The organism is Paraburkholderia sp. D1E, from assembly GCF_052682275.1.
The window spans coordinates 1,474,803-1,501,691 of the sequence record NZ_JBQYMB010000001.1; the positions used below are offsets into that span (position 1 = coordinate 1,474,803).

At 60.4% G+C, this 26,889-nt stretch carries 26 protein-coding genes and 2 pseudogenes; 12 read left to right on the forward strand and 16 right to left on the reverse strand.

The genetic code is table 11. The features are described 5' to 3' along the window. Nucleotides 1–87: 87 nt before the first annotated feature. The 3 genes from ACUN0E_RS06855 (at nucleotide 88) to ACUN0E_RS06865 (ending at nucleotide 4,023) form a co-directional block, all read left to right on the forward strand. Nucleotides 88–1,689, forward strand: coding sequence for a GMC family oxidoreductase (locus ACUN0E_RS06855; protein WP_445566059.1), 1,602 nt, complete (start codon nucleotides 88–90; stop codon nucleotides 1,687–1,689). Nucleotides 1,690–1,709: 20 nt separating this feature from the next. Then, on the forward strand, nucleotides 1,710–3,137 hold the full coding sequence (locus tag ACUN0E_RS06860; protein ID WP_445566060.1) for a c-type cytochrome: 1,428 nt from the start codon (nucleotides 1,710–1,712) through the stop codon (nucleotides 3,135–3,137). A 148-nt stretch (nucleotides 3,138–3,285) separates the two neighbouring features. After that, entirely contained in the window at nucleotides 3,286–4,023 is a 738-nt protein-coding gene (locus tag ACUN0E_RS06865; protein ID WP_408231042.1) for a metallophosphoesterase, read from the forward strand. Between the two features lie 152 nt (nucleotides 4,024–4,175). On the opposite strand, the gene ACUN0E_RS06870 is transcribed toward ACUN0E_RS06865, so the two are convergent. Together ACUN0E_RS06870 and ACUN0E_RS06875 are read right to left on the reverse strand one after the other, a co-directional pair. Further along, entirely contained in the window at nucleotides 4,176–4,877 is a 702-nt protein-coding gene (locus ACUN0E_RS06870) for an RES family NAD+ phosphorylase (protein WP_408231039.1), read from the reverse strand. Further along, the gene (locus ACUN0E_RS06875; RefSeq protein WP_408231036.1) at nucleotides 4,874–5,311 is read right to left on the reverse strand and encodes an MbcA/ParS/Xre antitoxin family protein; all 438 of its coding nucleotides are present in this window, start codon (nucleotides 5,309–5,311) and stop codon (nucleotides 4,874–4,876) included. The genes ACUN0E_RS06870 and ACUN0E_RS06875 overlap by 4 nt, the downstream gene beginning before the upstream one ends. A gap of 112 nt (nucleotides 5,312–5,423) precedes the next feature. Between ACUN0E_RS06875 and ACUN0E_RS06880 the strand changes: the two genes are divergently transcribed. Next, complete coding sequence (locus ACUN0E_RS06880) at nucleotides 5,424–6,029, forward strand: hypothetical protein (protein WP_445566061.1); 606 nt, start codon at nucleotides 5,424–5,426, stop codon at nucleotides 6,027–6,029. A 99-nt stretch (nucleotides 6,030–6,128) separates the two neighbouring features. Here ACUN0E_RS06880 and ACUN0E_RS06885 read toward each other — a convergent pair whose 3' ends face one another. Continuing rightward, nucleotides 6,129–6,980: a LysR family transcriptional regulator gene (locus ACUN0E_RS06885; RefSeq protein WP_445566062.1), complete on the reverse strand. Its 852-nt coding sequence runs from the start codon at nucleotides 6,978–6,980 to the stop codon at nucleotides 6,129–6,131. Nucleotides 6,981–7,080: 100 nt separating this feature from the next. Here ACUN0E_RS06885 and ACUN0E_RS06890 point away from each other — a divergent pair, with 100 nt between their 5' ends. Further along, complete coding sequence (locus ACUN0E_RS06890) at nucleotides 7,081–7,464, forward strand: tautomerase family protein (protein ID WP_408231027.1); 384 nt, start codon at nucleotides 7,081–7,083, stop codon at nucleotides 7,462–7,464. Nucleotides 7,465–7,557: 93 nt separating this feature from the next. Continuing rightward, nucleotides 7,558–8,394: a TOBE domain-containing protein gene (locus ACUN0E_RS06895; protein WP_445566063.1), complete on the forward strand. Its 837-nt coding sequence runs from the start codon at nucleotides 7,558–7,560 to the stop codon at nucleotides 8,392–8,394. 116 nt (nucleotides 8,395–8,510) lie between these two features. On the opposite strand, the gene ACUN0E_RS06900 is transcribed toward ACUN0E_RS06895, so the two are convergent. From ACUN0E_RS06900 to ACUN0E_RS06915, 4 genes and pseudogenes are all read right to left on the reverse strand, one after another. Next, entirely contained in the window at nucleotides 8,511–9,212 is a 702-nt protein-coding gene (locus ACUN0E_RS06900) for a sulfate/molybdate ABC transporter ATP-binding protein (protein WP_445566064.1), read from the reverse strand. Nucleotide 9,213: 1 nt separating this feature from the next. Further along, nucleotides 9,214–9,888 (reverse strand): molybdate ABC transporter permease subunit, encoded by a 675-nt coding sequence (modB, locus tag ACUN0E_RS06905; protein WP_445566065.1) that lies wholly within the window; start codon nucleotides 9,886–9,888, stop codon nucleotides 9,214–9,216. 18 nt (nucleotides 9,889–9,906) lie between these two features. After that, nucleotides 9,907–10,678 (reverse strand): annotated as a pseudogene (modA, locus tag ACUN0E_RS06910) (molybdate ABC transporter substrate-binding protein). A 165-nt stretch (nucleotides 10,679–10,843) separates the two neighbouring features. Further along, entirely contained in the window at nucleotides 10,844–11,545 is a 702-nt protein-coding gene (locus ACUN0E_RS06915) for a phosphatase PAP2 family protein (protein ID WP_445566066.1), read from the reverse strand. A 357-nt stretch (nucleotides 11,546–11,902) separates the two neighbouring features. On the opposite strand from ACUN0E_RS06915, the gene ACUN0E_RS06920 reads away from it, so the two are divergent. Together ACUN0E_RS06920 and ACUN0E_RS06925 are read left to right on the forward strand one after the other, a co-directional pair. Beyond that, on the forward strand, nucleotides 11,903–13,096 hold the full coding sequence (locus tag ACUN0E_RS06920) for an extracellular catalytic domain type 1 short-chain-length polyhydroxyalkanoate depolymerase (protein ID WP_408231009.1): 1,194 nt from the start codon (nucleotides 11,903–11,905) through the stop codon (nucleotides 13,094–13,096). Between the two features lie 107 nt (nucleotides 13,097–13,203). Beyond that, nucleotides 13,204–13,380, forward strand: coding sequence for a DUF3563 family protein (locus tag ACUN0E_RS06925; protein ID WP_120306126.1), 177 nt, complete (start codon nucleotides 13,204–13,206; stop codon nucleotides 13,378–13,380). Between the two features lie 121 nt (nucleotides 13,381–13,501). Here the strand turns inward: ACUN0E_RS06925 and ACUN0E_RS06930 are convergent. The 7 genes and pseudogenes from ACUN0E_RS06930 to ACUN0E_RS06960 all read right to left on the reverse strand — a co-directional run. After that, nucleotides 13,502–13,591, reverse strand: a pseudogene (locus ACUN0E_RS06930) (tryptophan-rich sensory protein); the annotation flags it as partial. Between the two features lie 84 nt (nucleotides 13,592–13,675). Then, on the reverse strand, nucleotides 13,676–15,175 hold the full coding sequence (locus tag ACUN0E_RS06935; protein WP_445566067.1) for a cryptochrome/photolyase family protein: 1,500 nt from the start codon (nucleotides 15,173–15,175) through the stop codon (nucleotides 13,676–13,678). 268 nt (nucleotides 15,176–15,443) lie between these two features. Further along, the gene (locus ACUN0E_RS06940) at nucleotides 15,444–15,863 is read right to left on the reverse strand and encodes an organic hydroperoxide resistance protein (protein WP_201077894.1); all 420 of its coding nucleotides are present in this window, start codon (nucleotides 15,861–15,863) and stop codon (nucleotides 15,444–15,446) included. A gap of 173 nt (nucleotides 15,864–16,036) precedes the next feature. Further along, complete coding sequence (locus tag ACUN0E_RS06945) at nucleotides 16,037–16,489, reverse strand: MarR family winged helix-turn-helix transcriptional regulator (RefSeq protein WP_408339964.1); 453 nt, start codon at nucleotides 16,487–16,489, stop codon at nucleotides 16,037–16,039. A gap of 95 nt (nucleotides 16,490–16,584) precedes the next feature. Continuing rightward, nucleotides 16,585–17,391: a BPSS1780 family membrane protein gene (locus tag ACUN0E_RS06950; protein ID WP_408509964.1), complete on the reverse strand. Its 807-nt coding sequence runs from the start codon at nucleotides 17,389–17,391 to the stop codon at nucleotides 16,585–16,587. Continuing rightward, entirely contained in the window at nucleotides 17,382–18,377 is a 996-nt protein-coding gene (locus tag ACUN0E_RS06955; RefSeq protein WP_445566068.1) for a homoserine kinase, read from the reverse strand. The genes ACUN0E_RS06950 and ACUN0E_RS06955 overlap by 10 nt, the downstream gene beginning before the upstream one ends. 297 nt (nucleotides 18,378–18,674) lie before the next feature. After that, the gene (locus tag ACUN0E_RS06960) at nucleotides 18,675–19,070 is read right to left on the reverse strand and encodes a hypothetical protein (RefSeq protein ID WP_408230994.1); all 396 of its coding nucleotides are present in this window, start codon (nucleotides 19,068–19,070) and stop codon (nucleotides 18,675–18,677) included. A gap of 200 nt (nucleotides 19,071–19,270) precedes the next feature. On the opposite strand from ACUN0E_RS06960, the gene ACUN0E_RS06965 reads away from it, so the two are divergent. The 3 genes from ACUN0E_RS06965 to ACUN0E_RS06975 all read left to right on the forward strand — a co-directional run bounded on the left by ACUN0E_RS06965 (nucleotide 19,271) and on the right by ACUN0E_RS06975 (nucleotide 24,114). Beyond that, on the forward strand, nucleotides 19,271–20,797 hold the full coding sequence (locus tag ACUN0E_RS06965) for an AMP nucleosidase (RefSeq protein ID WP_408230991.1): 1,527 nt from the start codon (nucleotides 19,271–19,273) through the stop codon (nucleotides 20,795–20,797). A gap of 490 nt (nucleotides 20,798–21,287) precedes the next feature. Beyond that, nucleotides 21,288–23,642 carry a peptidase M23 gene (locus tag ACUN0E_RS06970; RefSeq protein WP_445566069.1) on the forward strand — a complete coding sequence of 785 codons (2,355 nt, stop codon included), beginning with the start codon at nucleotides 21,288–21,290 and terminating at the stop codon, nucleotides 23,640–23,642. Nucleotides 23,643–23,646: 4 nt separating this feature from the next. Further along, nucleotides 23,647–24,114 (forward strand): XAC2610-related protein, encoded by a 468-nt coding sequence (locus ACUN0E_RS06975; RefSeq protein ID WP_445566070.1) that lies wholly within the window; start codon nucleotides 23,647–23,649, stop codon nucleotides 24,112–24,114. 615 nt (nucleotides 24,115–24,729) lie between these two features. Here the strand turns inward: ACUN0E_RS06975 and ACUN0E_RS06980 are convergent. Continuing rightward, entirely contained in the window at nucleotides 24,730–25,260 is a 531-nt protein-coding gene (locus ACUN0E_RS06980) for a chromate transporter (RefSeq protein WP_445566071.1), read from the reverse strand. After that, nucleotides 25,257–25,826: a chromate transporter gene (locus ACUN0E_RS06985; protein ID WP_445566072.1), complete on the reverse strand. Its 570-nt coding sequence runs from the start codon at nucleotides 25,824–25,826 to the stop codon at nucleotides 25,257–25,259. Before ACUN0E_RS06985 ends, ACUN0E_RS06980 begins: the two co-directional genes overlap by 4 nt. 97 nt (nucleotides 25,827–25,923) lie before the next feature. Between ACUN0E_RS06985 and ACUN0E_RS06990 the strand changes: the two genes are divergently transcribed. Next, nucleotides 25,924–26,841 carry a transcriptional regulator GcvA gene (locus tag ACUN0E_RS06990; protein ID WP_445566073.1) on the forward strand — a complete coding sequence of 306 codons (918 nt, stop codon included), beginning with the start codon at nucleotides 25,924–25,926 and terminating at the stop codon, nucleotides 26,839–26,841. The last annotated feature ends 48 nt before the right edge of the window (nucleotides 26,842–26,889 follow it).

Below are 26,889 nucleotides of genomic sequence, written 5' to 3' on the forward strand. Positions count from 1 at the left end.
GTCGCCGTATCGTCTGATTGAGTCGTTCGACGAAACGCCGGTACGCGAAACCAGCAAGCAACGACAAGCCAGCATAAGAGGGCAACAATGGCAAACTCAAATTCCGCCGACATCGTCGTGGTCGGGTCGGGCGTGGCAGGTGGGCTGGTCGCGCATCAGATGGCGCTGGCCGGCGCGTCGGTGATTCTGCTCGAAGCCGGGCCGCGCATTCCGCGCTGGCAGATCGTCGAGAACTTCCGCAATTCACCGGCCAAGTCCGACTTCGCGACGCCCTATCCGTCCACACCTTATGCGCCGCATCCCGAGTACGCACCCGCTAACAATTACCTGATCCAGAAGGGCGACTATCCGTACAACTCACAGTATGTGAGGCTGGTCGGCGGCACGACGTGGCACTGGGCCGCCGCCGCGTGGCGGCTGTTGCCGTCGGACTTCCAGTTGCACAAGCTGTATGGCGTGGGACGTGATTGGCCTTATCCGTATGAAACGCTGGAACCCTGGTATTCAGCGGCTGAAGTGCAGTTGGGCGTTTCCGGTCCGGACAACACGGTCGATCTCGGTTCGCCGCGCTCCAGGCCGTACCCGATGAGCGCGTTGCCGCTGTCGTACATGGATCAGCGCTTTAGCGACGTGCTCAACGCACAAGGCTTCAAGGTGGTGCCCGAGCCAGTGGCGCGAAACAGCCGTCCGTACGATGCGCGGCCCACCTGCTGCGGCAACAACAACTGCATGCCGATCTGCCCGATCGCTGCGATGTATAACGGCGTGGTGCACGCGGAGAAGGCCGAGCAGGCCGGCGCAAAGCTGATTCCTGAGGCGGTCGTGTACCGCGTCGAAGCGGACAACAAAGGGCTCATCACGGCAGTCCACTACAAGGATCCGAACGGCAACAGCACACGCGTGACCGGCAAGCTGTTCGTGCTCGCCGCGAACGGCATCGAAACGCCGAAGCTGATGCTGATGTCGACCTCCGACAAATTCCCGCACGGCGTTGGCAACAGCTCCGACCAGGTGGGCCGTAACCTGATGGACCATCCGGGCACGGGCGTCACCTTTCTCGCCAATGAACCGCTGTGGCCCGGACGCGGGCCGATGGAGATGACCTCGATCGTCAACTTCCGCGACGGCGCGTTCCGCTCCGATTACGCGGCGAAAAAGCTGCATCTGTCGAATGGTGTGCCGACCATGGGCGTGGCCGCCGACCTGCTAAAAAAAGGCCTCACCGGCGCCGAGCTCGACCGGCAGATCCGCGACCGCGCGTCGCGCACGCTGAACATCAACAGCTTTCACGAGCATCTCGCGGAGCCGCAGAACCGTGTGGTGCCCTCGGCGGATCACAAGGATGCGCTCGGCATTCCGCAGCCCGAGATCTACTACTCGATCAACGACTATGTGAAGAAGAGCGCGGTGAACACGCATGAACTGTATGCGCAGATCGCCTCGCTGTTCGGTGGCGCCGAGGTCTCGTTCGACGATACTTTCGCGCCGAACAATCACATCATGGGTACCACGATCATGGGCAGCGATCCGGGGGATTCGGTCGTCGACGCGGACTGCCGCACGCACGATCACTCGAATCTGTTTATCGCCAGCAGCGGTGTGATGCCGACCGCTGCCTCCGTGAATTGCACGCTGACGATCGCGGCCTTGTCGCTGAAACTGGCTGACAAGCTCAAGCGTGAAATCTGAGCCCTGAACGGAGAGTCGCAATGACGAAGAACCCCTCTCGCGTGCAGCCGGCCGATGCGCTGGTCCAGAGCACGCGTCGCCGCCGTTTCCGGGTGGCGACGCTGGCTGCCGTTTTTTCGCTGTTTGCGCTATATGTCGCCTGGCACGAGGCGCATGGGCCTGGCGCGCGCCACAACGACGAGTTGCCGATCACGCAGGCCCGCGCGGATGACGCCTCGCAACCGGCCGTCGCGGTGGCCACGCCGGCGGTGGTTGCCGGCAGCGATCTCGTGAAGCGCGGTGAATACCTCGCTCGTGCCGGCGACTGTGTCGCCTGTCACACAGCGGACAAAGCACGCCCGTTCGCAGGCGGCCTGCCGATCAACACGCCGTTCGGCACGATCGTGACGCCGAACATCACACCTGACCCGGACACTGGCATCGGCCAATGGAGCGACGCCGATTTTCTGCGCGCGATGCATGAAGGCATCGGCAAGAGCGGCGAGCGGCTCTATCCGGCTTTCCCGTACGCGGAATACACCAAAGTCACCGATCAGGACGTGCTGGCGATTCGCGCGTATCTGAACACGCTCACGCCGATCCACTACGCGCCGCCGAGCAATAGCCTGAAATTTCCGTTCAACCAGCGCTGGCTGATGGTGTTCTGGAATCTGTTCAATTTCGATGAAGGCCGTTTCGTCCCCGACCCGAAACAAAGTGCCGAATGGAATCGCGGCGCGTATCTGGTCCAAGGTCTCGCGCATTGCGAGGAGTGTCATACGCCGCGCAATTTCACACAGGGCCTGAAGACGAGTTCACGCTTCTCTGGCGCGGTACAGGCCGGCTGGCACGCGTACAACATCACGCCGGACAAGAACAGCGGCGTGGGCAACTGGAGCGATGACCAACTGGTGGCGTATCTGTCGACCGGCGCGGCGCCGGGCCGCGCCAATGCGGCGGGCCCAATGGCCGAGGTCGTAGCCGACAGCACGCAATATCTGACGCACGAGGACGTCGGGTCGATCGTCACATATCTGCGCTCGGTGCCGCCGATCAACGGCGGCGAATCGCGTCCGCGCGACCAGTGGGGCAAACCGGCCGTCGACGATGTCACCGCGCTGCGCGGCACCACGATCAACGCGGTGAATGGTGCACAATTGTTCATCGCCAATTGTGCGACGTGCCATAACTGGACGGGTCAGGGCGTGGGTGCAAGCGCGCCTGGGGCGTATCCGTCGCTGATACACAACTCGGCGGTCGGTGCGAGCGACGCCAATAATCTGGCAATGGTGATCCTGCACGGCGTCAGTCGTACGACGAAACAGGCTGACGTGTTGATGCCCGCGTTCGGCACCCAGCTCACCGACGATCAGGTGGCCGCCATCACCAACTATGTGACCAAACAGTTCGGTAATCCTCAGTCCACCGTGACGGTGGATCAGGTCGCCAAGCTGCGCACGCAGCAATAGTGACTGCGCGGACGGCCCGTTTTTCGGCAAATCCTGCCGGAGACGCGCCGTTTTCGCGTCGTTTCTACGCCATTCGAGCGACACGGGACGGCAGGAAAAGATAGGCAGCGCGCATACGCACTTGTGGATGCCGAACTATCATGAGCGAATGGCTTCCGTACTCGTCAACTCTGTCCAGCATCATTCGGCCAATAGGAGCGGCCGCGACTTTGTCGTCGGCGATTTGCATGGCTGTGTCGATGCATTGCGCTATCTGCTGCGCGAGATCGCGTTCGATCCTGCGCGCGACCGGCTCTTCTCGGTCGGCGATCTGGTGGACCGCGGCGAACATTCCGAACAGGCTTTAACCCTGCTCGACAAGCCGTGGTTTCACGCGGTGCTGGGTAATCACGAAGACACCTTGTGCGCCGTCGCCGATGGGCGCTTGCGACGCCAGTGGTGGTACGGAATCGGCGGGATATGGGCGGCGAATTTGTCTGATGAACGCTTGCAACACCACGCCGGACATCTGCGGACGCTGCCGCTCGTGCGTGTGGTCGGCAGCGGCAAGGAGCGCTTTAATATTCTGCATGCCGAATTCTTCGGGACTGACGCCGAACTCGATGCTGGCAATTTTTCTGCTGAAACGCGTCAACAATTGTTGTGGGGACGCGATCTGGCTTTGGGCAATGGCGATCCGCTGCGGCAGCACGGCCTTTCACTGACCTATTGCGGTCATACGCCGATGCGCGAAATCCAGCAGATCGGCTCGCAGATTTTCATCGACACCGGCGCGTTTGGGCCCGGCGGCAAGCTGACGATCGTGGAGCCTCAGGCGCTGCGGCGCTGGTCGATCTCGGTTGAGGCGGCGCGGGAGAGCGGGGCGGCGGCGTTGGCGCTGCCTTGATGGTTTCGACTGCCGGATTCCTTCGGCTGTCGCCATTGCCATGGCCAATTCAACTCGACAATCGTTGTAGACGCTCAGACGCTCAGACGCTCAGACGCTCAGACGCTCAGACGCTCAGACGCCTGCTCTGCGTTCTATGCCCTCGCGATTTCCTAGCCGACCTGGTTGAGCTCGAACACCATATCGATGCTTGTCCCATTCCAGTTGTATTCCAGATACGCCGCGTGATGGCAGTCGCGTAACAGCGTGGTTTTGAACGCCGCGAGGCACTCGCCTTCGTCATCCCGCACCGATGGATACACGATGCCGGGCGCACCGGCCTTGTGCACGGCACGGCCGAGCGATTGCCCCGCGACATAGTCGTCGGGCGACAACACCGCGAGATCGAGCGATACGTCGGCGCGGATATCGACCACGTTGCCTTGTGCCACGACCGTGTAGAGCCGCATCTGTTGCCGCATGGGCGGTTCGGCGGTCGCCTCCAGAAATTTCCCCGTGTGATAACGCGTCTCCGCGATCGCAGTGGCACGAGAGCGGGCGCAATAGAACACGCCATACGTGCCGTCGGAGAAGCGGCTGCCGAGCGGATTCAGGTGCGTCAACGCGGCCATGATCGGCCCAAAGCCCTGACCAAAGCGGCGCTCTTCGCGCGGCACGAGATCAAGTTCGCCGACTTCGGTGCGCAGGCGGTCATTGGTCATCGCTTCGAGCGCGTACAGGGCGTCGAAATCTTCCGGCGATGCAACCCGGTCGAACAGATTGACGGCCGGAAAACGCGTCGGAATCACGCGATACGCGGGCGACCAGTCGAGCGGCGCGCTGCGCCAGCGGTGCTGCCAATGCGGTTCTGTCACGCCCAGCCGCCTCGCATCGCGTCGAGATACTGGCGTACCGCCACGAGGTCGCTGATATTGCCGGCCAGCATGCGGTCCAGTGCGCGGCGGCCGCCGAACGGCGGTGCGCTGTTGGGGCGCTTGATCCAGGTGTCGGCGGCGTTGGGCTGTGGCAGGAGGATCTGCAGCGCCTTATAGATGCCGAGCAGCAGCGACAGGCGTTCCAGCGTGTCGCGCCCCAGACGGGCTGTTGCCGGTGCGGATTTCCATTTGAAATAGGTGGAGCGGCCCGGGGAGCCGAGCAACACGATCTGCTCTTCGGCGCTCAAGTTCCAGTCTCGCGCAATGTTGAAGAACGCGCGCAGACCCGCCGCCGACATCTCCGTAAGCGTGGGTTCCGGAATCGGTCGACGGATCGGCGGTTCGGGCTGGGTGGCGCGGGCAGCGTGAGCCATGACTGGATAAGTCCTTGTATGTACTTATTGTTGATATTAGTCTAAAAATGGATTTTTGCAAGAGAATATAATCCCGGCTCGTTATAAAGCCGAAGATGAGGAGAAGCAGGAGATGTGGATTCGAGCAGTAGCAGCGACAGTTGCAGTGTGGTGTGTGTCCGGTGCGGCAATAGCCGCTGGTTATACGGAAGTGTGGAATCCGCCCGAGTCGGCTGGGCATACGGCGAAGCACGCCAGGAAAACGACGGGTGCCGCCAAGGTCAAGTCTGCCGCTGGCGCAAAGGCCGGTTCGAAGCACGCGGCGAACAGTCAACATGGTGCGCAGCGGGTTGCGTCGGCGTCGAAGCGCGGCGTCAAGCCGGCAGCGCATGACAGCGTGAAGAAGGTCACGGCTAAAAACGTTGCCCACCGGGGCGTGGTCACGGGTACGGGCAAGCCTAAGTCGAAGGCTGCCGTGGTGGTGCAGGGTAAAAAGCCGCACGCACAGGTTGCGCAGGCGAAATCGGGTCAAGGCAGGATCATGCGCGCCAACCTGGTTCAAGGCCATGCAGCGCATGCCCACGTGGTCAAGGTAGCGGCGAAAACCAGCGCGGCCAAGCCTGCTGTAGCCCATACGAACGCGCCTGCCAGAGAGGCAAACGTGACGGCGAGTCCCGCGGGCCCAACCGCAAATCCTGCTACCGCCAGCAGCGGCTCGTTGCCGCCGATCCTCCACTGAGATCCGGTTCAGGCGGTGCGTTCGCGTTTTGCCCTGGCGCTCGACGGACCCGGGGCAGCGCGGCCGAGCACGCGTCAATGCGATGAATCGTCGAACGCCTCAGGCGCTTGCCAGCCCGTTCGTTACCAACCGCAACGTTTCCATTGATCGCTTATCCCTCACCCGTGAATGCAAGGTCACGCGTGATTCCGGCAGCGGCGGCAAACCCAGCCGCGCGCCGATATCGACCAACCCTCGTGGTGCTACTCTGCGCCCCAGCGGCGACACCGCCAGGCCGGCTGCAACCGCGGCCCCGACCGCCGCCACACCTCCGCCAACAAACACTTCCTGCCATGCAACCCCCGCTTCATTCAGCGTTTTCAGCGCGACGTCTCGCACATTGCACGGCGGACTCAGCAGCGCGAGCGCCAACGGCTCGCCGACGCGCGGCAGCCATTCCGGTGCAGCCTGCCAGCCAAGCGGCTCGCTGAACAGCACCTGCGCGTCGTCACGCGGTGGCTCGTCGGCGCCATAGCGAACGATCACAGCGTCGAGGCGCCGTTCGTCGAAATGCGCGAGCAGTGCTGCGGACATGCCCAAATGCAATTCGACCACCAGACCCGGATCGTGCGCGTTGAGCCGCGCAAGCAACTGCGGCAAATTCGCTCCCGCGACATGTTCGCTCAACCCCAGCGTGAGCCGCCGACGCTCCACTGACAGCGAACCCAGCGCCCGCTCATGTGCGCCCAGCAGATCGCGGGCCGCGCCAAGGAACGCGTTGCCGTCCGCGGAAAGGCGCACGACGCGCGGCGTACGCTCCACTAACTGCTTGCCCAGATGCGCCTCCAGTCGCTTGAGCTTCAGACTGACGGCGGATTGCGTGGTGTCGAGCGCGTCGGCGGCCCGCGTGAAGCTGTGCAGATCGGCAACCAGCACGAAGGCACGTACGGCATCGAGATCGAGGACTTTCATTTCGGATGAATATAGATGAAATAGTCAATGATGTCTGTTCATTATGACCGAGTGTGCCTAAGCTGTGTTTACCCCATCACTGCAACCAAGGAGTTTCACCATGCCGCTCACACGAATCGCATTGCGCGCCGGCAAGCCGGCGGAATACCGGAAGGCGCTGACGGACAGCATTCAGCGTTCGCTGGTCGACACGTTCAATGTGCCGAAAGACGATATCTTCATGCTCATCACCGAGCATGAGGCCGGCAATTTTGTTTACGACAGGCAGTATCTGAACATCGAGCGAAGCGACGATTTCGTGGTGATTCAGATCACGGTGAGCAACACGCGTACGCTCGAGCAAAAGAAAGCGCTGTACAAGCGCATGGCGGATGAACTGGCGGAGTCGCCGGGGCTGCGGCGAGAGGATGTGTTCATCAATCTCGTCGAGGTGCTGAAGGAGAACTGGTCGTTTGGAAATGGGATCGCACAGTACGCGGTTTGAGTGACCGACCTATGCGCTGGGCGGCGGGTAAAGACAGTTGCATCGCTATAATGGTTCGCTGTCCTTTTCTGACCCACCGAGCCCCCTGCCGCCATGACATCCGACCGCACCGATCCGTCCCACGAAGCCCTTGAAATTGGCGGCTCCGTCTGGTTTCAGGCGGGCGCGCAAACGCTTGGCGGCGCGTCGCGGATCGCGCTGCTCGCGGCGATCGGCGAGACCGGTTCGATCACCAGCGCGGCGAAAGCCGTCGGCATGAGCTACAAAGGCGCGTGGGATGCTGTCGATACGATGAACAACCTTGCCGGCGAGCCGCTCGTCGTGCGCCTGACCGGCGGCAAAGGCGGGGGCGGCACGACGCTCACACCGCGCGCGGTGAAGCTGATCGATACGTTTCGGGCGGTCGAGCGCGAGCATCGGCGGTTTCTCGAACGCGCGGGCGCAGCGATCGAAGGCTTTGCGACGGATTGGGATCTGATCGGCCGCATCGGCATGAAAACGAGCGCGCGTAATCAGCTTTATGGAACGGTGTCGGCGATCACGCGTGGAACAGTCAACGACGAAGTGTCGCTGGCGCTGCCCGGCGGCCATACGATCGTCGCGGTGCTCACGCATGAAAGTACCGAGACGCTGGGGCTTGCGAAGGGGGAGGCGGCGTTTGCGTTGATCAAGGCGTCGTGGGTGGTGCTGGTCGTGGAGAATGAAAACGGTACGCCGTTGAAACTGTCCGCGCGCAATCAGTTGCGCGGCACCGTGCAGAGCGTGAAGCGCGGGGCAGTCAGCGCGGAGGTGTCGTTGGTGCTGGACGGCGGCGCGGTGATTACCGCGGTCGTCACGAATGAAAGTGTCGATACGCTCGGCCTTGTGGAAGGCAGGACCGCTGTCGCGGTATTCAAGGCGTCGAGCGTGATTCTCGGTGTGAAGAACTAAATGCGCTGACGTTCCCCGGGCTCGGACGGCGTGGGGGCCGCCAGGGTTTTGAGGCTCCAGGGCACAGAGCACTTGGGGATTTGCAGACCCTCAGGCTCTGACGGCGCGCGCTTGAGTTAAGGCTCGCTGTGCACATAACCCGCAAACGCCTGATTCTCGCGCACACAACCATCGCTGACCTGCACGACCTGATCGCCGAACGCGGCGACATCGTCGGGATCGTGCGTGATCAACACCATCGGAATATCGAGCCGCGTTTGCAGATCCGACAGTTCGCTCCGCATGCGCTGACGCAGTGCGCTATCGAGCGCGGAAAACGGTTCGTCGAGCAACAGCAACCGGGGTTGCGCGACCAGCGCTCGCGCCAGCGCCACGCGCTGTTTCTGCCCACCCGAAAGCTGCACCGGATGATTTCCCGCTACGCTTTTCAATTCGAGCGCATCGAGCCAGTAGTCGACTTGCGGGTGCGAGTTCCACGCGCGCGGATTGAGCCAACCCTGTTGCAACCCGAAGCCGATGTTCTGCCGTACGTTCAGATGCGGAAACAGCGCGTAGTCCTGAAACAGATACGCAATCTTGCGCGCCTGCGGTTTCTGATCGATGCCGCGCGCGCTGTCGAATAGCGCGTTGCCGTGCAGTGTGATCGCGCCTTCGTCGGGGCGCAGCAGGCCGGCTATGGCCTGTAGCGTCAAACTCTTTCCCGCGCCGGACGGCCCGAACAGCACGAGGCGCTGCGTGGTCGCCTTGAATGAGACGTCGAGCGTGAAACGGCGCTCGGCGCTCTCGAAAGTCTTGCGAATGTCGACGGCGAGCGGCATATCAGCGGGACGTCAAAAGCGTGTGCTGCGGCACCAGACGGCCAGCGAGCAACAGGATCACGACACACGTCACCGAAGTCACGAGCACGAGGAAATTGGCGGTGCTGTCGTCGCCGGCTTGCACGGCTGAATAAACCGCAACCGAAAGCGTCTGCGTGCGTCCCGGCAAGTTGCCCGCGATCATCAGCGTCGCACCGAATTCGCCGAGCGCTCGTGCAAACGCCAACAGACCGCCGGCGAGAATGCCGCGCGCGGCGAGCGGCAGCGTCACGCGAAAGAAGATAGCCGTCTCGCTCACACCGAGCGTGCGAGCGGCCCGCTCGAGCTGCGGATCGACGGCTTCGAAAGCGGCGCGCGCCGACTTCAGCACGAGCGGAAACGCCACCACTGTCGACGCGATCACCGCGCCCTGCCAGGTGAACACCAGCTGGATATCGAAGCGGTCGAGCCAGCCGCCGATCACGCCGCGTCGGCCGAGCAGCACGAGCAGGTAGTAGCCGAGCACGGTGGGCGGCATCACGAGTGGCAACATGAGCAGCGAATCGATCACGTCGCGCGCGCCTGAGCGCCAGCGCGACAAACCGAAACCGGCCGCGACGCCGAACACCAGATTGAGCGCGGTGGCCCAGCCCGCCACTTTCAGCGACAACAAGAGCGGAATCCAGGCCCGTTGCATGAGCATGCGATACCTGAGTTAATGCGCGGGCTTGAAGCCGTACTTCGCGAGCACGGTCTGGCCGGCCGGCGAGAGCACGAAGTTCATGAAGGCCCGCGCGTCGGCCGCGTGACGGCTGCCTTCGACTTGCGCGATCGGATAGGTGATCGGCGTTTGCGTCGGCACGTTCATCGCGACCTTGACCTTGTCTGGCATGACCGCGGCGTCGGTGCTGAACACGAAGCCGGCGTCGACTTCGCCACGCGACACGTAGTCCAGGCTCTGGCGTACGTTCGACGCCAGCACGGCCTTCGCGCTGACCGCGTCCCACGCGCCTGCGGCTTGCAGCGCGCCTTGCGCATAGCGGCCGATCGGCACCAGCTGGATCACCGTAAGCCACGCGCTTCACATTCGCCGACGCCAGATCGTTCAGCGAGGCAGGCGCGAAATGGCTGTCAGTCGGTACGATCAGCACCAGCGAATTGGCGGCGAAGTCCATGCGCGTGGCCGGAACGATTACTTTTTCCGCCGCGGCCTTGTCCATCGCTTTCTGATCTGCGGAGGCGAATACGTCGGCTGGCGCGCCTTTGGCGATTTGCTGCATCAACACGTCGGATGCGCCGAAGTTCAGCAGCACTTTGGTGCCGGGATGCTGCTGTTCGAAGGCCTCGCTAACCGCTTTGAAGGCGTTGGTCAGGCTGGCGGCGGCGGAGACCACCAGTTCGTCTGCGCGTGCGTTGCCGCTGACGGCAACGGAGATGGCGCTGGCGATGAACAGCGCATGTTTCACAAGGCGGCGGGACAGAGTCATGAAGGCTTGGATGTCCGGCATGGGCCGGAGCGGCGGGTTAAAACGCTATCGTAATATATGAAAGGTTATAGCGGTACCCATGACGATTATTCAGTTGCGCGCATAAAGCGGAGCGTGAGTCGGCGGACTGGGTTTCGGCTGGACGGGCAATCAGTTGAATGTGCTTCAGACGTCCGACGAAGGCGGTGCGGTCAGCGTGTTGAGCGTCTGCGACAGCGGCGCCGTGGCGGGACGTACGTCCCGCACGGCCTTCCACTTGGCGCGGATGAACGGCCGGTCGTGACCGGACACCTTCAGCGCGATATGCGTGACCCAGCGTTGCGTCGGCACGTGTACGCCGTGCATCAGAATCGCGAGGACCATCAGACTCGCGGTGACGGGCAACGCCGACAACCGGCCCGGCTCAAGATTCCACGCCATGCGCACGAAGACCAGCGCCGCCAGTGCGCCGACCAGGCAGCCGGTGACGGCCTCAGAGGGTGAATGAGCGCTCAGCACGACGCGCGACAAGCCGACCGCGATGCCGGCGGCCAGGCCCAGTAAGACGCCAAGCAGACGAATCGCAGGACGTGCCGGCAGCAGCATCAGGAACAGCGCGACCGGATAGACGGCGGTAGACAGCATGGCGTGACCGCTGACGCCGGTGAAATCCAGTTCGCGCACACCGACGCCCCAGCCGAGGAAGGCCAGCTTGGTCACGGTCACAATGCCGATGGCCGCGCCAAGCAGCAGCAACCAGCCAGCAGCCATGCGCCACGTATAGCCGATCGCTAGCCAAAGTGCGATGGCGATCGCGAGCGGCAGCGTCATGCCGGCGCCGCCGAGGCTGGTGATCGAGTACCACAGATGGACAGGTAAATCGGGCATGGCAAAAGCGCGACCAAGGCCGCGTAGAATCGGATTGGTAATGGGTTAACGCGCGAACGGCATGAAACGCCGACGCGGTCAGGGCGTGTACTGAAATTATTTACCCGCCAGTATAGACGGGTGCTACGGGCCGGATTCGCCACGCGCCAGGCTTTTTGCGAACAGGCGTGGGCTGGCGAACAAGCTTTGCAATGGTTTGACGTTGGTGTTGCTGCAAGGTTCGCACTGCGGAAAATTCGGTGCTCGGCAGTGGTTCGGGCCTCCAGCATCGCATGAGGATTGGTGTTATTGTGCATTGCACAACAAAGCGTCGTTCTATCGAACGGCACCTGTCCCTTTTTGCGAGGTTACCCGCCGATGGCAAAAAGTCTATCGAACATCTGGCTGCGCGGTCTCAAGCGGCTGCTCGCCATTCAAACCGAGCAAGCGCACACAAGCAAGCGCGCCACCACACGGCCGGCACGAGCTGCTACCAGCAAGCCTTCGGCCAAGGTCCGTCCTGTCAAAGCGGCAGCCGCGCTGCGCGCATCCGCGAAACGCGAGGCGCCGCGTGCTGCCCCACGGGAGTCGCGGGTTCGTCCGCGTGCTTCGGCATGGGCAAGCGGTTCGTGGACGCGCTCGTTTCACTCGGCACCGGCCTCGCCCGGGCGGCTCGTCAACCACCTTCAGTATGGTTTGTATATCCCGTCCGGTCATGTGGGCGAGTCGATGCCGCTGGTAGTGATGCTGCATGGCTGCACCCAGTCGATTGACGAATTCGCCGAAGGCACGCGGATGAACGTGCTCGCGGACCGGTTCGGCTTTGCCGTGGTTTATCCGGAACAGTCGAAGCACGTGCACTCGCATCGCTGCTGGCATTGGTACGACGCCAGCGACAGTGCCGGCGGTGCTGAGGCGCGTGCGGTCGTCTCGCTGGTGGATTCGCTGGTTGCCCAGCACGGCTTCGACAGCGAACGTGTGTATGTCGCTGGAATTTCCGCCGGTGCCGGCCTGACGGCGCTTCTGGCTGTCAATTATCCGGAGCATTTTGCCGCGGTCGCGTTGCATTCCGGCCCCGCTTTCGGGGAGGCTCGCTCTGGCATTGCGGCGATGGACGTAATGCGACGCGGCGCGCGACGCGAACCGGCCGAGCTGGTTGACGAACTCGTTAACGTAGCGGAATACCCCGGTATGCCGGCCATCATTCTCCACGGCGACGCCGACCATGTGGTCGCGCCGGTCAATGCGGACCAGTTGGCGGAACAATTTCTCCGCCTGAACCGGATCGCCGACGAGAAAGGCGTGCGCAAATCCGGTGAAGTCAAGGAAGAGCGCAAAGGTGGCGTGGTCATGCGCGACTATCTGCGCGGCGGTCGACGCGTGGTACGGCTATGCCGTGTGCAAGGGCTCGCGCACGCCTGGAGCGGTGGCGACGACGCCGTGCCGTTTCATTCCGCCAAAGGACCAGACGCAAGCGCCATGGTGTGGGAATTCTTCAGGCACCAGCGCCGTGTTGGGGCCGGCAGTACCGCTGAAAGCACTGTCACAGAAGCCTCGGCGGGCGCACGGTGATGTTGGAGCAACACTTCGAAATGAGTGTTGGCGTAAGACTAGGGTTTTCCCTATAATACGGGTTATCCCTTAGGCGTTAGTGCCTAAACTCATTGTCGAGGTTGACCATGTATCTGCTTAGCCGCCTGTTCCTGTTTCTGACCAAATCGCCCGACCAACTCGCGAAAGAACGCGCTGACGCTTTCCTCGCAGAAGCAACCGATCTGTACGATCTGGAATTCCGTATGCGCAAGCTGGATCGCGAGGCGACCACCCGCCAGCCGTCGTGGATGAGCCAGCACTAAGCTGCGCGAGTTTGAAGCATCGGCGCGTAGTGAAGAACGCCGGTGTTTGGGGCGAGGCTCCCACGGTCTCACATGTTGCTGGAAGCGCTTGGACAGCCGGATTCAATTGCCACAGCGCGTCATTCAACACCGCGGCGAACTCCACCCAGGCAACATAGGGCACCCGTAGTCCGCTTGCCCAGCGGTCTCGTCGCCAGTATGCAAATGTCATCGCGACAATGCAGCGACGCCGGCCATCACATCTATCAGTTAGTCTCCTTCAGACGTTCTTGATCGAATCGGTGTGAGCGCACGCTTACTTGCCGAAACGCGCCAGTGTGCGCTGCCGTGCTTCAGCATGGTCGATGATCGGCACCGGATAATCCTTGCCCAATACCACGTCGAATTCCGCGAGCTGTGCCGTGCCCGCGAGCCACGGCGCGTGAATCCATTTGGCCGGTAGTTTTGCAAGCTGGGGCAGGTAGCGCTTGATAAACCGTCCTTCGGCATCGAATTTTTCGGATTGCGTGATCGGGTTGAAAATCCTGAAATACGGTTGCGCGTCACATCCCGTCGATGCCGCCCATTGCCAGCCGCCGTTGTTCGCCGAGAAATCGAAGTCGTTCAATTGTTCAGCGAAGTAGCGCTCGCCGAGCCGCCAGTCGACGCCCAAATCCTTCACCAGAAAACTCGCCGTCACCATCCGCAAGCGGTTGTGCATATAGCCGGTGCGGTTCAGTTGCAGCATCGCGGCGTCGACCAGCGGATAGCCGGTGCGGCCGTCGCACCACGCGGCATACGCCTCGTCCGCTTCCGGGCCTTGCTCCCAGCGCAGCCGGTCGTACTCTTCCTTGAACGACGCGCCGGCCGCCAGCCTCGGATGGTGCGAGAGGATCATGAAGTAAAAATCCCGCCAGATCAGTTCCGAAAGCCACGTGGCCGAGCCTTGCCCGTCGGGCTGCAGTGAGATCTCGTGCGCGAGCCGCGCGAGCGTGCGGATCGAGACAGTGCCGAAGCGCAGATGCATCGACAGATAGCTCGGGCCTTTGACGGCGGGAAAGTCGCGCCGGTCCTTGTAGCCATCGATGCGGGTCATGAAGTCGTCGAGCAGACGTTGCGCGCCGCTCATGCCGGTGGGCAAGTTGAGCTCCGTCAGATTGCTCGGTGCGAAGCCGAGCTGGTCGAGCCTCGGTAACTGGCGGTCCAGCTTGGGCGGCAGTACGGCCAGATGCGTGGCGTAGGTCTCGACCGGATACGGCTTCAGATCGAAGGCCGTCAGTTGCTTGAGCCACGCGTTCTTGTATGGCGTGAACACCGTGAACGGTTTGCTCTGTCCGGTCAGCACCTCTTCGCGTTCGAAAATCACCTGGTCTTTAAACGTCAGCCACTGACGTTCGGCTTCGGCAAGAAGCTCACGCACCGTCTCGTCACGCTCAATCGCGACCGGTTCGTAATCTTGATTCGCGAAAACCGCATCTACGCCGAGTTCGTTGGCGAGCTTGGGCACGAGATCGGCTGGATTGCCGTACAGGACGATCAGGCCGCCACCATCCGCGCGCAGCGCCTGATCCAGTTCGCCAAGTGCGGTAAGAATGAATTCGATGCGGCGGTCCTGCGGTTGCGCATCCGGATGGCGGGTTTGCCAGGCTTCGATCAGTGGTTGCAGGATCGTCGTGTCGAATACGAACACGCACCAGACGCGCTCGCAATGCTTGAGCGCGTAGTAGAGCGCGGCGTTGTCCATGCTGCGCAGATCGCGGCGAAACCAGACCAGACCGGTATCGAAGGTGTCATTCAGGCGTCGGACGCGTGTCATCGGAATCGCGGGTCAGGGTGAACGGCTGCGCGGCGGAGCATCGACCGTCGCAATGACGAACTGCCAGGCGACGCTATTACTGAACCGAGCGCGTGTTCAAAGGGCTGGTGATGGTAAGTGATCGCACGATTCGGTATTGCACATTGCGTGCCGCGACCGTAAAACGGCGCAGCGCCCGCCCTGTTTGCAGGGTGTGGGCGCTGTTCAGGGCGGCGCGGTTTTGCCGCGCGGCGTCGACGATTCATCAGCTAGCCGGTGAGGTCGCAGCTTACGCCACTTGCAGGCGCACCGCGACGTTGTTGCGCGTAGCGTTCGAGTACGGGCAGACCTGATGCGCTGCGTCGACCAGTTCCTTGGCTGCATCTGCGGCCAGACCCGGCAACGAAACGCGCAGATCGATGTCGAGCGCGAAACCGCCGTTGTCGTTCGGGCCGATTCCCACTTCTGCCGTGACTTGCGTATCAGCCGGCAAAGTCTGCTTCTTCTGGCCGGCGACGAACTTCATCGCGCTCAGGAAACATGCCGAGTAGCCGGCTGCGAAAAGTTGTTCCGGGTTCGTGCCCGCTGCGCCGTTGCCGCCCAGTTCACGTGGGGCCGCCAGCTTCACGTCCAACGCATTGTCTGACGATACTGCGCGGCCGTCGCGGCCGCCGGTGCTGGTTGCGCTTGCTTTGTAGAGGATGTTCATTTCGCTGCTCCTTCGTTTCGGTTATCGGGATCTGCATACTTGCCGCACCTTACTTGCCCGCCGTTCTGGCGGAGCGCTATCGAAGCGGCATGTGATAAAGATAGTACACAAATCATTTGTGTGCAAATGATTTTTTGCATCACAGCGATAGCATGCTTTTTGAAACAGGCCGGCTAGTGGTCCATGTAATCGTTCAGCGTGGTGCGCAAGCGTGTCAAATCGTCGCGCAGACGGAGCAGGAATTCCGGCGTCTGCTGAGTCGCGCAGAAGATTTCCGCCGGCACTTCGCGTGCCTGACGCTTCAGTGCGGTGCCCGCTTTGGTGAGCCGGATATAGACGAGCCGCTCATCCTCGACGCCGCGTATCCGTTCCAGGTAGCCTTGCGCTTCGAGACGTTTGAGCAGCGGCGTGACCGTTGCCGAGTCGAGATTCAGTCGCGCGGCGAGGTCTTTGACCGTGATGTCGTCGGCTTCCCAGAGCACCAGCATTGCCAGATATTGCGGATAGGTGAGCTCGAGCTTGTCGAGCAGCGGCTTGTACGCTTTCGTCATCGCGAGCGAGGTCGAATAGAGCGCGAAGCAGAGCTGCTCGTCGAGAGTAAAGGGCAAAGCGGGGCGCTGGGTCATGATGCATCTCGTCTAAAAAAGAGCGTGCAAATCGATTGCGCGCAAACCATTGTGCCCCAAATCGAGGGAGGCTGACGAGTCCGGATAGGGGTTCTTCAGGCCGCCGGCGTGGTCGGCAGGTCCGGTGCTTCGGGTGTTTGCACGCCGAAGCAGCCGCGATAGGTCGCGTAGAACGAGCAATACAGCATGGTCGTGACGATCATCGTGGCGGGCATCAGGATCGCGAACGCGAAGTCGCCCGCGCCCAGCGCCTGCATCAGCGCGGACAAACCGAACGAGACCGTGGTCGCCACTGCGAACCACAAGGCGCCGAACACGATGAACGCGCCGCGATTGCGCCAGCAACTGACGATACTGAAGAATATCGCCTTAACGGGCGGCACGTCGTGCCACGCGATGAGAATCGGCGAGAACCAGAAAATCATTGCTACCGGAATGTAGAACGCGAATGCGGCGATCACCGCGAGCGGGATATTGCTGTTGGCGATCGCGTCCTGATCCATCGTGGCGGCGCCAAGCATGACCTTCAGCAGCATGCCGCCGTCGGCGAGCGCCGAGCCGGCCAGCACCAGCGCCATGGCGACGACATAGAGCACGCCCAGTACCAGCAGACGTTTGGCGACCACGGGGCCGTACGAGTGAAAGCCGTCTACCAGAATGGTCGGGAACACCGGCTTGCCCGCGATGGTGTTACGGCACGCGGCCATGAAGCCGACCGCGACACCCGGAATGAAGGCCAGCGGCAACACGCCGCCGATTACCGGAATCTGCGACATCAGCGTCATGACCAGCAGATAGGTGAAGAACAGCGTCAGAAACGCGAGCGGGTTCTTGCGGAACAGCCAGATACCCTGCCGGAACCAGACATAGCCGGTCTTCGCGGGGACTTCGATCAGTTGCATGAGGTATGAATGCCTGGAAGTGCAACGCCGGACAGGCGTTCGCGCAGAATACGTTCGAAATGGCCGGGATCGTGCGGTTTGAGTAACTCGGCCGCGCGCGGCAAATGAAAATCATACAGGCGTGAGACCCAGAAGCGGTAAGCGCCCGCACGCAACATGTCGCCCCAATGGCGGTTTTCTTCGACGGTGAACGGGCGCACGGTCTGGTAGGCGCGCAACATGGCCTCGGTGCGTACTTCGTCCAGCTTGCCGGTGGCGAGGTCGACGCACCAGTCGTTGACCGTTACCGCGACGTCGAACAGCCACTTGTCGCAGCCGGCGAAATAGAAGTCGAAGAAGCCGCCCAGGCGCACCTCGTGGCCGGTGTCCGGCGCGGCGTGCGCGAACAGCGCGTTGTCGCGGAACAGGTCGGCGTGGCAGGGGCCCTCGGGTAATTCGGCGTAATCCGCCGATGCGAAGAAAGCTTCCTGATGCGCCAATTCGGACGACAGCAAGTCACGCTGCGCGCCCTCGAGGAACGGCAGGATGGTCGGTACGGTTTCCTTCCACCACGGCAGGCTGCGCAGATTGGGCTGATGACGCGCGTAATCGCGCCCCGCCAGATGCATGCGAGCGAGCATATGCCCGACCTCGATGCAGTGCTCGACCTGCGGCACTAACTCCGGTGCGCCCTCGAGCTTGGTCACGATAGCGGCGGGCTTGCCGTGCAGCGTGCCGAACAGCGAGCCGTCTTCGCGCGGCATGGGGTCCGGCACGGGTACGCGGTGCGCGGCCAGATGCTGCATCAGATCGAGATAGAACGGCAGTTGCCCGGCCGTCAGCTTTTCGAAAATCGTGAGGACGTATTCGCCGCGCGTCGTCGTCAGAAAGAAGTTGCTGTTCTCAATACCGGACGGGATGCCACGAAACTCGACGACGTCGCCGAGATCGTAATGACGCATCCATTCTGCTAGTTGGGGTTCGGTGACAGCGGTGAAGACAGCCATGCGGGAAACGTCGGATCAGGTTAGTCGGGCTGGCGCGATGCGACCAGTGCGAGGTGTAGCAAATGCGTTTCAGACAGTGCGATCAAGGTCAATCTGGGCAGCGATCCTGGCCACTGGTTCTGGCCATCGGTCCGGCCATCGGTCAGGGCCGCGAAGCGCTGCGGCAATTCAACGCGGTATCGCCGTGCTGCAGGCGGGGTAGAAAAATTGGCAAGCAGGCTGAAAGCCCGGGGTGACAACCACGGGCCGAGCGGATTCGGGGGAGCGGCTCACGCCGTGCCGCCGCCCCGGCATGCATCAATAAGTCAGATTCACGGACGGCAAACGCGTGCTTGCACGGCCGTTGTCGCGCACGGTAGGCGACGTGTCGAGCGGCGCGCTCATCTGATAGCGCGTGCCGAGATTCGAATGCACGTTGATTTCAACGGGCTTGCCTTTGTCGCGATATTCAGTGATTTCGGTGCCGTTAGCGCTGCGTTCGTGGAAGCTCGGCGTGCGCGGGACGTTGATTTCGACCTTCGAGCTGACCTCGGCGGCCGGACGATTGATCTTCTCCAGGTCGGGTAGGCCGGCCCGTTCATTGGCGGATTGGGGGGCGCCGGCGGCCGGAGTGTCATCGACAGGCTGGGCAGCCATCGCGGCGTTGCCAAAGGCGAAGGCCAGTGCAACGGCGACAGGAAGGAGCGGCTTCATGGTGATTCTCCAATATGGTGTCCCGATTCTAGCAAATCCAGCCTTGCCTACGGGCGCGATCGCCTTATTTTGCGCCGCTTTCGCGCGACGTGCGCGCAATCTTGCGACCGCTGTTGCGGCAGTTGTGGTAGGCGCCGCGAGGTCATTTGGTGATCACGGGTTCCGTGGTAATGTCATCTCATGAATAGGGGTGAATGAAGATGAACAACGATACCAATCAACGCGCGGTGCAGACTCCCGCCAACAGCTTCCCAACCGAATCCTTTGACGACGCCACCGAGGCCGTCACGCGTCTGTCGGCGATCTACGAAGCGAATACCTCGTTCCTGCGCGACGCCTTCGCGCGCTACCGCCGCAACGAACTGTTCGAAAGCCGGGTGCGCGCCTGCTACCCGTTCGTCAGAGTGCGCACCGAAGTCAACACGCATATCGACTCGCGCCGCTCGTATGGTTTCGTCGCGGGTCCGGGCGTGTTCGAGACCACGGTCACGCGGCCGGATCTGTTCGGCAACTACTATCGTGAGCAGTTGCGTCTGCTGGCCAAAAATCATCACGTGCAGATCGAAGTTGGCGTGTCCGATCAGCCGATACCGATTCACTTTGCGTTCGCTGAAGGTATCCACCTCGAAGGCGATCTGGATCGCGAGCGCCTGTTCCTGATGCGCGACGTGTTCGATACGCCGGACCTCGCGCTGCTCGACGACCGCATCGTCAACGGCACCTATGAACCGCTGCCGGGAGAGCCGCATCCGCTTGCGCTGTTCACGGCGGCGCGGGTGGATTTCTCGCTGCATCGGCTGAAGCACTACACCGCGACTTCGCCCACGCATTGCCAGAACTACGTGCTGTACACGAACTATCAGTTCTATATCGACGAGTTCGTCAAACTCGGCCGCACGATGATGGCCCATACCGACGACGAAGAACTGCGCGCCTATCGCAGCGAGTACACGTCGTTCGTCGAACCGGGTGACCTGATCACGTACAACGAGAATCTCGGCGAGCAGGCGCAGGAAGGCACGGCGCCGCCGCGTTTGCCGCAGATGCCCGCGTATCATCTGAAGCGTGCCGACGGCAGCGGCATCACGATGGTCAACATTGGTGTCGGGCCGTCGAACGCGAAGACGATCACCGATCACATTGCCGTGCTGCGTCCGCATGCATGGATCATGCTGGGCCACTGCGCGGGACTGCGTAACACGCAGCGTTTGGGAGACTACGTGCTGGCGCACGGCTATGTGCGCGAAGATCACGTACTCGACGACGATTTGCCGCTGTGGGTACCGATTCCTGCACTTGCCGAAGTGCAGGTGGCGTTGGAACGCGCGGTCGCGCAGGTCACGCAGTTGGACGGCGTCGAGTTGAAGCGCGTGATGCGCACGGGCACGGTGGCGAGTGTGGATAACCGCAACTGGGAGTTGCGCGATCATCGTGAGCCGGTGCAGCGGCTGTCGCAAAGCCGTGCGGTTGCGCTCGATATGGAAAGTGCGACGATCGCTGCGAACGGGTTCCGTTTCCGCGTGCCTTACGGCACCTTACTTTGCGTGTCGGACAAGCCTTTGCATGGCGAATTGAAGCTGCCCGGCATGGCGGATCAGTTCTATCGCGCGCAGGTCGATCAGCATCTGCAGATCGGCGTGAAGGCAATGGAGCTGTTGCGGATGAACGGACTGCATCGTCTGCATAGCCGCAAGCTGCGGAGTTTCGCGGAGGTGGCGTTTCAGTAAGCGGCGGTTTAGCGGGATTCGGCGGCGAATAGATCAGCCGTCTGGGCGGTCGTCGCTGTAGGGGAGAACAATCAGACTTTTCTTATAGGCGCGAGCCGGGGCAACAGGTAGCGTCCAAGGTCATATTAAAAGAGTCGGATCGGATGACGTCGAATGAATCGACATCATCCGATCGGCTACAAGAGACCGGAGATGCCCCGATGCAGACCAAGATTAGGACAATTGCAGATCCGAAGTGCTACGGCCGGGAATACTCCCGCGTCTCCGTCGTTGAGGCCGGTTTCCGTTCCGCCTCAGTGAGCCGTAAGCTGCCGCAATGGTTCGAAGAAGATGTTCGAGCCAGCCTTGCAACCCCTTCTGTAAACTTTCCGCCATCAGTTGGGGATAAGGCTGGTTGCGGTCTGGATGCTAGCTCAGGCCTCCTGTGGGCGGGCCCGTCCGGGCAGTCGTTTGAGGGCTTCTGAATCGAGTTGCCTGGAGCGTTGAGACGATGATAATCAGCCCTCCTTTCTTGCTCGAGACACAGGATATCAACTCAACCGATCCGGTGATGGATGCGGTTGATCGTTATGAAATGGCGCACGGTATCTATCCGATTGCGTTCGATCGCCGCTGGCATCCCGGCATGCATCTGACACCGAGAATGCAGAACGAAAAAATTCACGCGATCGCGGACGGCGAGGTCGTGGCGTATCGGGTATGCCAGTATGCCTTCGACGGCGGCGGCGGAGTGCAGGACAGTAATGCTGGCTTCGTGCTGCTCAAACATACTACCGACACGGGCGAAGGCCATAAGCTGACGTTCTATTCGCTCTACATGCACTTGCTGGAACTCGACGGTTATAACGACCACGGATTCCACCCAGACGTTTTGCCGTCGTTCTTGCGGACGTCCTCGCCAGGACCCAATATGCAGCCGCCGGCCGTTGCTCCGGCTCAGGCCGGTGGCGGCCTAAAAGTCTATCGGAAGGACATTCTTGGCCTGACGGGGCGATGCCATGGCCAGTTGCACCTGCACTTCGAGATCTTCATGACGAAGCCGGATTTCGATGCTTATTTTGGGCATACCCAATTAGGCGAGGAGCAGGTTACCACCCCTGCTATTGCTGATTATTGGGGCAGCAGCTATTACGTCATCCCACCCCAGCAGCAGTTCCTGCCATTACCGGTGGGCACAGACGCACACCACAAGCTCAACGGCATCCGATTCGACGAATTGCGCGCTGGGCGGAATGCCGACACGCTATATGTCGAGGCATGGTTTCACAAAGGCTCGAAATTCACAAAAGTGTGGCGCGGCGCGGGGGCGGGGCAGTTCGAATTGCTGACCACAGAACCAATTCGTGAGCCTGACTACGAATATAACCTTTACAACCGGGCGAGCGCCCTATATCCGGGCTGCCCGAGCGACGGCTACGAGATGCTGCGCTTCGGACGCGTGTTCAGAGCACCCGCAACGTTGCCAGAAGCTGCGCGTACTACTTGGATGCGAGTCGCATTTGCGGCAGGCCAGCAAGGCTATATCGACATCAACAATCGGGGTGTTTTGAAATTGTCTGATGCTGATTTCCCGTTCTTTAAAGGCTGGAAGAAGATCAGCGAAGGTAGCGGACCGTTCAATACGGATGGGCTCTGCGATATCGATGCCTTGAAGAAAATCCTGAAGGACGCGAAGGAGCACGAAACACCGCAGGAAGCAGCGCAGACTGAGGAATATCAGAAGGAAGATGTGCTTGTTCGCTATTTGAAGACGACCGAAGGCGTGCGCGAACAGTTGCGTGGTTTTGTATGTGAAGCGCCGAGCGAATGGGATAGCACGCACAACGAGGATCGTTACCGGAAATTGAAAGACCCGGGCGAGTTCTACGATGGCAACGAGGCAGGCTACAGGAAATTCCTCAACCTGCTGAAGTCCTTTCAGTTCTGGGATCACACGGGATTGCCTGCTGGCGAGAAGTTTTGGTTTTTTCATCCGATGGCGTTTATTCGGCATTTCAGAAGGTGTGGATGGATGAGCCTGGACGAGCTTGCCGCTACGTTTCCTCGGCATACGTTTTACGGCCAAACTGGAAACCCACGGACGGCAATTACTACCGACGGGGCGACGTACACCCTGACAAAAACGGAAGCATGTAATCGAATACGGGAACACTCGGTCGCATTGAATAAATGCATTCGAAAATATATAGGACACGATAAGCAACGCATTTCCATTTTTTTGGCTCAGGTGCTTCTTGAAACGGCGCAGTGGAGAAATCTGAGTGGCGTCAGGAGACTTATGCACGAATGGGGTTTTGGGCAGTATTCAAATAACAATCCTGCGACGGAATACTACGGTGCGTTCTACGGACGGGGAATAATGCAGCTTACGTGGGCCGGGAACTATATGCAGTATGGCAAGTTTAGATCTTTTCCGAACAATGTGGGTGCATATACAGAGCGCTTGCCCTCGATCGCTCCACGGATTACATCCGCGTCTCGTCATTACACGGGAAATCCGAATGACGGCGGTCAGTTGATCGTCTGGTTCCCTCGGTTTGATCCTGATTTTGTAGCCGAAGACGTTTTCTCCTCCTGCGACTCAGGTGGTTTCTATTGGGTATCTAAATCGTTCTCGCAAGGATTTAATATAAACAGAGTCGCCGATCGGCTGTATTCTGCTGCGAACATTGGCCTTGTGAACCGGTTGGTGAATGGAGGCGGGAATGGTTATTATGAAAGGCAGGCATACTCCGCATACATGCTTCGCAAACTGACAGATAGAATCGGAAGTAGCTCAACAGAACTGATCGTTGCACCGCCACCAAAGAGCGTCGTGTGCGCTGATATGGAGTCGCCGGAGTAGATTTATGGGGAAAAATACTTTTTTTATTCAGATTGTCCTGTTGTTTTTTTGTTGCCGGGCTTGCGCATCGAGCGGATGGATAGAATTTTCGCCTGACGGCGGAGTAAATGCAGCGTTAAAAGTAGGGGGGAAGACGATTCTTTATAAAATTTATGGAGTCAATTTAAAGCGGCACGGGGAAATAGTCGTTGATTCAGAGAGAAGAATAAATATAAACGTCGATGATTTTAATTTTGATGGGAAAAAGGATTTTTCAGTATGGTACATCGATGATGGGATGGGGGTGTACACAGTTCACAGAATTTTTATGTACTCCAGAAAAAGACAGGCATTCGTGGAGTATTTTCCAGCATGCGGCGATGAATTTATTGAGTTAAAGGTGGATAGAAAAAGGAGGCGATTGATTAGCACATACTTTGAGGACAATGTTTCGAAGTCTTGCGTAACTCGCCTGCCGAAGAATGTACAATGAGTCGCAGCATAAGCTGCCGTTCTACTAGCGTCGGGCAGTAGAGCCGTCCAGTCCATGTCAGGGTCAAAGAGGGGCACGCATCGAATGATGCTTGCGATACAGATCTCTTTGGGGAGGAAAAACCTATGAGATTGCTTCTATCAGTTTTAATATTGACTATCTGTGTACCTGCTCAGGCCTGCGGATCATCTGCTCTCAAACACCATCTTGCGTCCAAATTGTTTTCAGATGCGGATATGCGATTTTTTATCTGCGGAAATGATAAATGCTCGTTCGATAAGTTTATCGTGGTCTGAAATTTCAGAAATATTCTGAACTGTTGCGCGATGGAACTCTAAACATTTGCCTCGTCGATTCGATAAACATTGCACGAAACTCTTACACGGCTGTCTTTGCTGGTTTGCGAGGAAATCTCCGCTTCCAATTAATTTCCTTTGGCGCGGGAGTGGAGGTTGGTCATGACGGCGGTGTGCCAGTTCTGACTGGGCACGATGCATATGATCCGTCGACTGGGCGTCAATCTGGTGCGCTATATGTTTGGAGTGGAGCGGATTTCGTTTTTGAAAGGGATTTTGGTGCAGATCGTTGGAACGACCAAGCGCCTAGCGACGAATTTCAAAACTGCCCAAACCCCGTCAACCCAATCAAGCTTCCTGCCGCCAGCAGCCACAGTGGATGAATACGCGTTTTCAACGCCAGCACGGCAGTAAAAGCGGTGATTGCCCACGCAATCGCAGTCGGGTTCGACGCTTCGGCGATCAGCGCCGCGCTTGCCGCAACGATGCCCGCCGTCACCGGTACCAAGCCCATTTGCGCGTAACGCCGCCACGGGCGGTCCTTGAACCGATCCCACGCATGCAACGCAAGAATCGTCACGAGCGAAGACGGTCCGAACTTCGCCACTGAAGTCACCAGCATTCCCGCCCAACCCGCCACATGCCAGCCGATCAGCGTCACGATCATCAGATTCGGTCCCGGCGCCGCTTGCGCGAGCGCGAATAGCGCACTGAATTCGCTGGCCGGCATCCAGTGATGCACGTCCACTACCTGACGCTGCATCTCCGGAAGAATCGTGTTGCCGCCACCGAACGCCAGTAGCGAAAGCTGACTGAAAATGATGGCAAGAGAAATGAGCGTGTCGTTCATCGTGCGGCCCTCGATGCAATGTAGATGCTGAGCGGCGTGAGCACCAGCATCGTAGGCAGAAGCGGCAGGCGCATGATGGCAATCGCGATGAAACCGAGCGCCGCGATGAGCGCGGCCATCGGTTTATCTCGCAACGGCAGCAGGATTTTCACGGCCATGGAGATCAGCAGACCGGACGCGGCGGCGGCGAGACCGGCAAACAGATGTCGAACGTGCGAGTTGTTTTGCGTGTGTTCGTAAAGTACGCCAAGGCCGATCACGACCAGCGACGGCCCCGCGATTAATCCGAGCAAACCCGCCAGTGCGCCCGGCACGCCGCGAAAGCGCATCCCGATCGCCACTGAAAGATTGATCACATTGCCGCCCGGCAGGAATTGGCACAAGCCCAGTAAGTCAGTGAATTCAGCGCCGGTCAGCCAGCGCCGCCGCTCGACAAGGGCGCGCCGCGCCAGAGGCAGTGCGCCGCCGAACGAGATCAGCCCGAGGCCAAGAAATCCGCCAAAAATTTCCCGCAATGTAGGCGTGGGCGCCAGGGCGGCCTCGGCCGAGGTGAGATCGTGATCCATATCGCTAAGCTTCCAGTTCAAGCTCAGGAGGTTAGCGCTGAACCGGCGGTGAGCAAAACGATTTTTGAGCATGCCTTTGTGATTTAGAATCACAAGCATGGCTCGTAATCTTCCTCCTTTTCCTGCGCTGCGCGCCTTTGAAGCTGCCGCGCGGCATGAAAGCTTCACCGCCGCAGCGAACGAATTGCATGTGACGCACGGTGCAATCAGCCGGCAAGTCGCGGCTTTTGAAACATGGCTCGGCGTGCAGGTGTTCCATCGCCGCGGCAAGCGCGTACGCCTGACCGACGACGGCCGCCGCTATCTGGGCACCGTCCAGGCTGCGTTCGACAGTATCGCGCTTGCCACGGATCAACTCCGCGACACGGGCGTCGTTCATGTGTTGCGGGTGAATGCGCTGCCGACCTTCGCGATGAAATGGCTGCTCCCGCGGCTTCATCAGTTCCAGCGCAAGGCGCCGAATGCGGAGCTGCGCTTATCGACATCAAACGCACCGGTCGAAACACTGGACAGCTTCGACGTCGCGGTGCGGCGCGGGCCGGCGCATTGGCCGAACTGCGTGAGCGGCCACTTCCTTGGCGAGAGCGAGATTCCGGTGTGCAGTCCCGTGCTCCTGCAGCGCTCGCCAGTCAACGCGGCTGACGATCTCGCGAAGCATGTGCTGCTGCATTCGGATACGCGGCCCGACGCGTGGAGCAACTGGTTATCGGCAGCAGGGGTAACGGCGAAATGCCGGAAGAAGCAGTCATTCGATCACTTCTATCTGGCCTTGCAGGCTGCGGTGGATGGCCTCGGCGTAGCGCTCGGTCCGTTGCCCTTGCTGGCGGATGAGCTGGCATCGGGACGGCTCGTCGTGCCGTTGGCGGGTCCGCGTATCGATGCGCGCGGCTATTGGTGGGTGGCGAGGCGGGAGGTCGCGCAGGCGCCGCTCGTGGCGCAGTTCTGCGAATGGCTGCAAGCGCAGGGTGATCAGACCGATGTGGTGGAAGCGAGCGACCTTGGGGTCGCCCGCTAAAGCCTGTGTGCGTTACTCACTATTCATTACACATGCACTTCGCGCACA

Coding starts and splice junctions, on each gene's coding strand:
- ACUN0E_RS06975 (WP_445566070.1), top strand. CDS start 23,647: ATGGGGAAAAATACTTTTTTTATTCAGATTGTCCTGTTGTTTTTTTGT.
- ACUN0E_RS06875 (WP_408231036.1), bottom strand. CDS start 5,311: ATGGCTCACGCTGCCCGCGCCACCCAGCCCGAACCGCCGATCCGTCGA.
- ACUN0E_RS06970 (WP_445566069.1), top strand. CDS start 21,288: ATGATAATCAGCCCTCCTTTCTTGCTCGAGACACAGGATATCAACTCA.
- ACUN0E_RS06890 (WP_408231027.1), top strand. CDS start 7,081: ATGCCGCTCACACGAATCGCATTGCGCGCCGGCAAGCCGGCGGAATAC.
- ACUN0E_RS06855 (WP_445566059.1), top strand. CDS start 88: ATGGCAAACTCAAATTCCGCCGACATCGTCGTGGTCGGGTCGGGCGTG.
- ACUN0E_RS06925 (WP_120306126.1), top strand. CDS start 13,204: ATGTATCTGCTTAGCCGCCTGTTCCTGTTTCTGACCAAATCGCCCGAC.
- ACUN0E_RS06990 (WP_445566073.1), top strand. CDS start 25,924: ATGGCTCGTAATCTTCCTCCTTTTCCTGCGCTGCGCGCCTTTGAAGCT.
- ACUN0E_RS06985 (WP_445566072.1), bottom strand. CDS start 25,826: ATGGATCACGATCTCACCTCGGCCGAGGCCGCCCTGGCGCCCACGCCT.
- ACUN0E_RS06960 (WP_408230994.1), bottom strand. CDS start 19,070: ATGAAGCCGCTCCTTCCTGTCGCCGTTGCACTGGCCTTCGCCTTTGGC.
- ACUN0E_RS06935 (WP_445566067.1), bottom strand. CDS start 15,175: ATGACACGCGTCCGACGCCTGAATGACACCTTCGATACCGGTCTGGTC.
- ACUN0E_RS06940 (WP_201077894.1), bottom strand. CDS start 15,863: ATGAACATCCTCTACAAAGCAAGCGCAACCAGCACCGGCGGCCGCGAC.
- ACUN0E_RS06880 (WP_445566061.1), top strand. CDS start 5,424: ATGTGGATTCGAGCAGTAGCAGCGACAGTTGCAGTGTGGTGTGTGTCC.
- ACUN0E_RS06955 (WP_445566068.1), bottom strand. CDS start 18,377: ATGGCTGTCTTCACCGCTGTCACCGAACCCCAACTAGCAGAATGGATG.
- modB (WP_445566065.1), bottom strand. CDS start 9,888: ATGCAACGGGCCTGGATTCCGCTCTTGTTGTCGCTGAAAGTGGCGGGC.
- ACUN0E_RS06885 (WP_445566062.1), bottom strand. CDS start 6,980: ATGAAAGTCCTCGATCTCGATGCCGTACGTGCCTTCGTGCTGGTTGCC.
- ACUN0E_RS06965 (WP_408230991.1), top strand. CDS start 19,271: ATGAACAACGATACCAATCAACGCGCGGTGCAGACTCCCGCCAACAGC.
- ACUN0E_RS06860 (WP_445566060.1), top strand. CDS start 1,710: ATGACGAAGAACCCCTCTCGCGTGCAGCCGGCCGATGCGCTGGTCCAG.
- ACUN0E_RS06895 (WP_445566063.1), top strand. CDS start 7,558: ATGACATCCGACCGCACCGATCCGTCCCACGAAGCCCTTGAAATTGGC.
- ACUN0E_RS06920 (WP_408231009.1), top strand. CDS start 11,903: ATGGCAAAAAGTCTATCGAACATCTGGCTGCGCGGTCTCAAGCGGCTG.
- ACUN0E_RS06945 (WP_408339964.1), bottom strand. CDS start 16,489: ATGACCCAGCGCCCCGCTTTGCCCTTTACTCTCGACGAGCAGCTCTGC.
- ACUN0E_RS06915 (WP_445566066.1), bottom strand. CDS start 11,545: ATGCCCGATTTACCTGTCCATCTGTGGTACTCGATCACCAGCCTCGGC.
- ACUN0E_RS06980 (WP_445566071.1), bottom strand. CDS start 25,260: ATGAACGACACGCTCATTTCTCTTGCCATCATTTTCAGTCAGCTTTCG.
- ACUN0E_RS06950 (WP_408509964.1), bottom strand. CDS start 17,391: ATGCAACTGATCGAAGTCCCCGCGAAGACCGGCTATGTCTGGTTCCGG.
- ACUN0E_RS06865 (WP_408231042.1), top strand. CDS start 3,286: ATGGCTTCCGTACTCGTCAACTCTGTCCAGCATCATTCGGCCAATAGG.
- ACUN0E_RS06900 (WP_445566064.1), bottom strand. CDS start 9,212: ATGCCGCTCGCCGTCGACATTCGCAAGACTTTCGAGAGCGCCGAGCGC.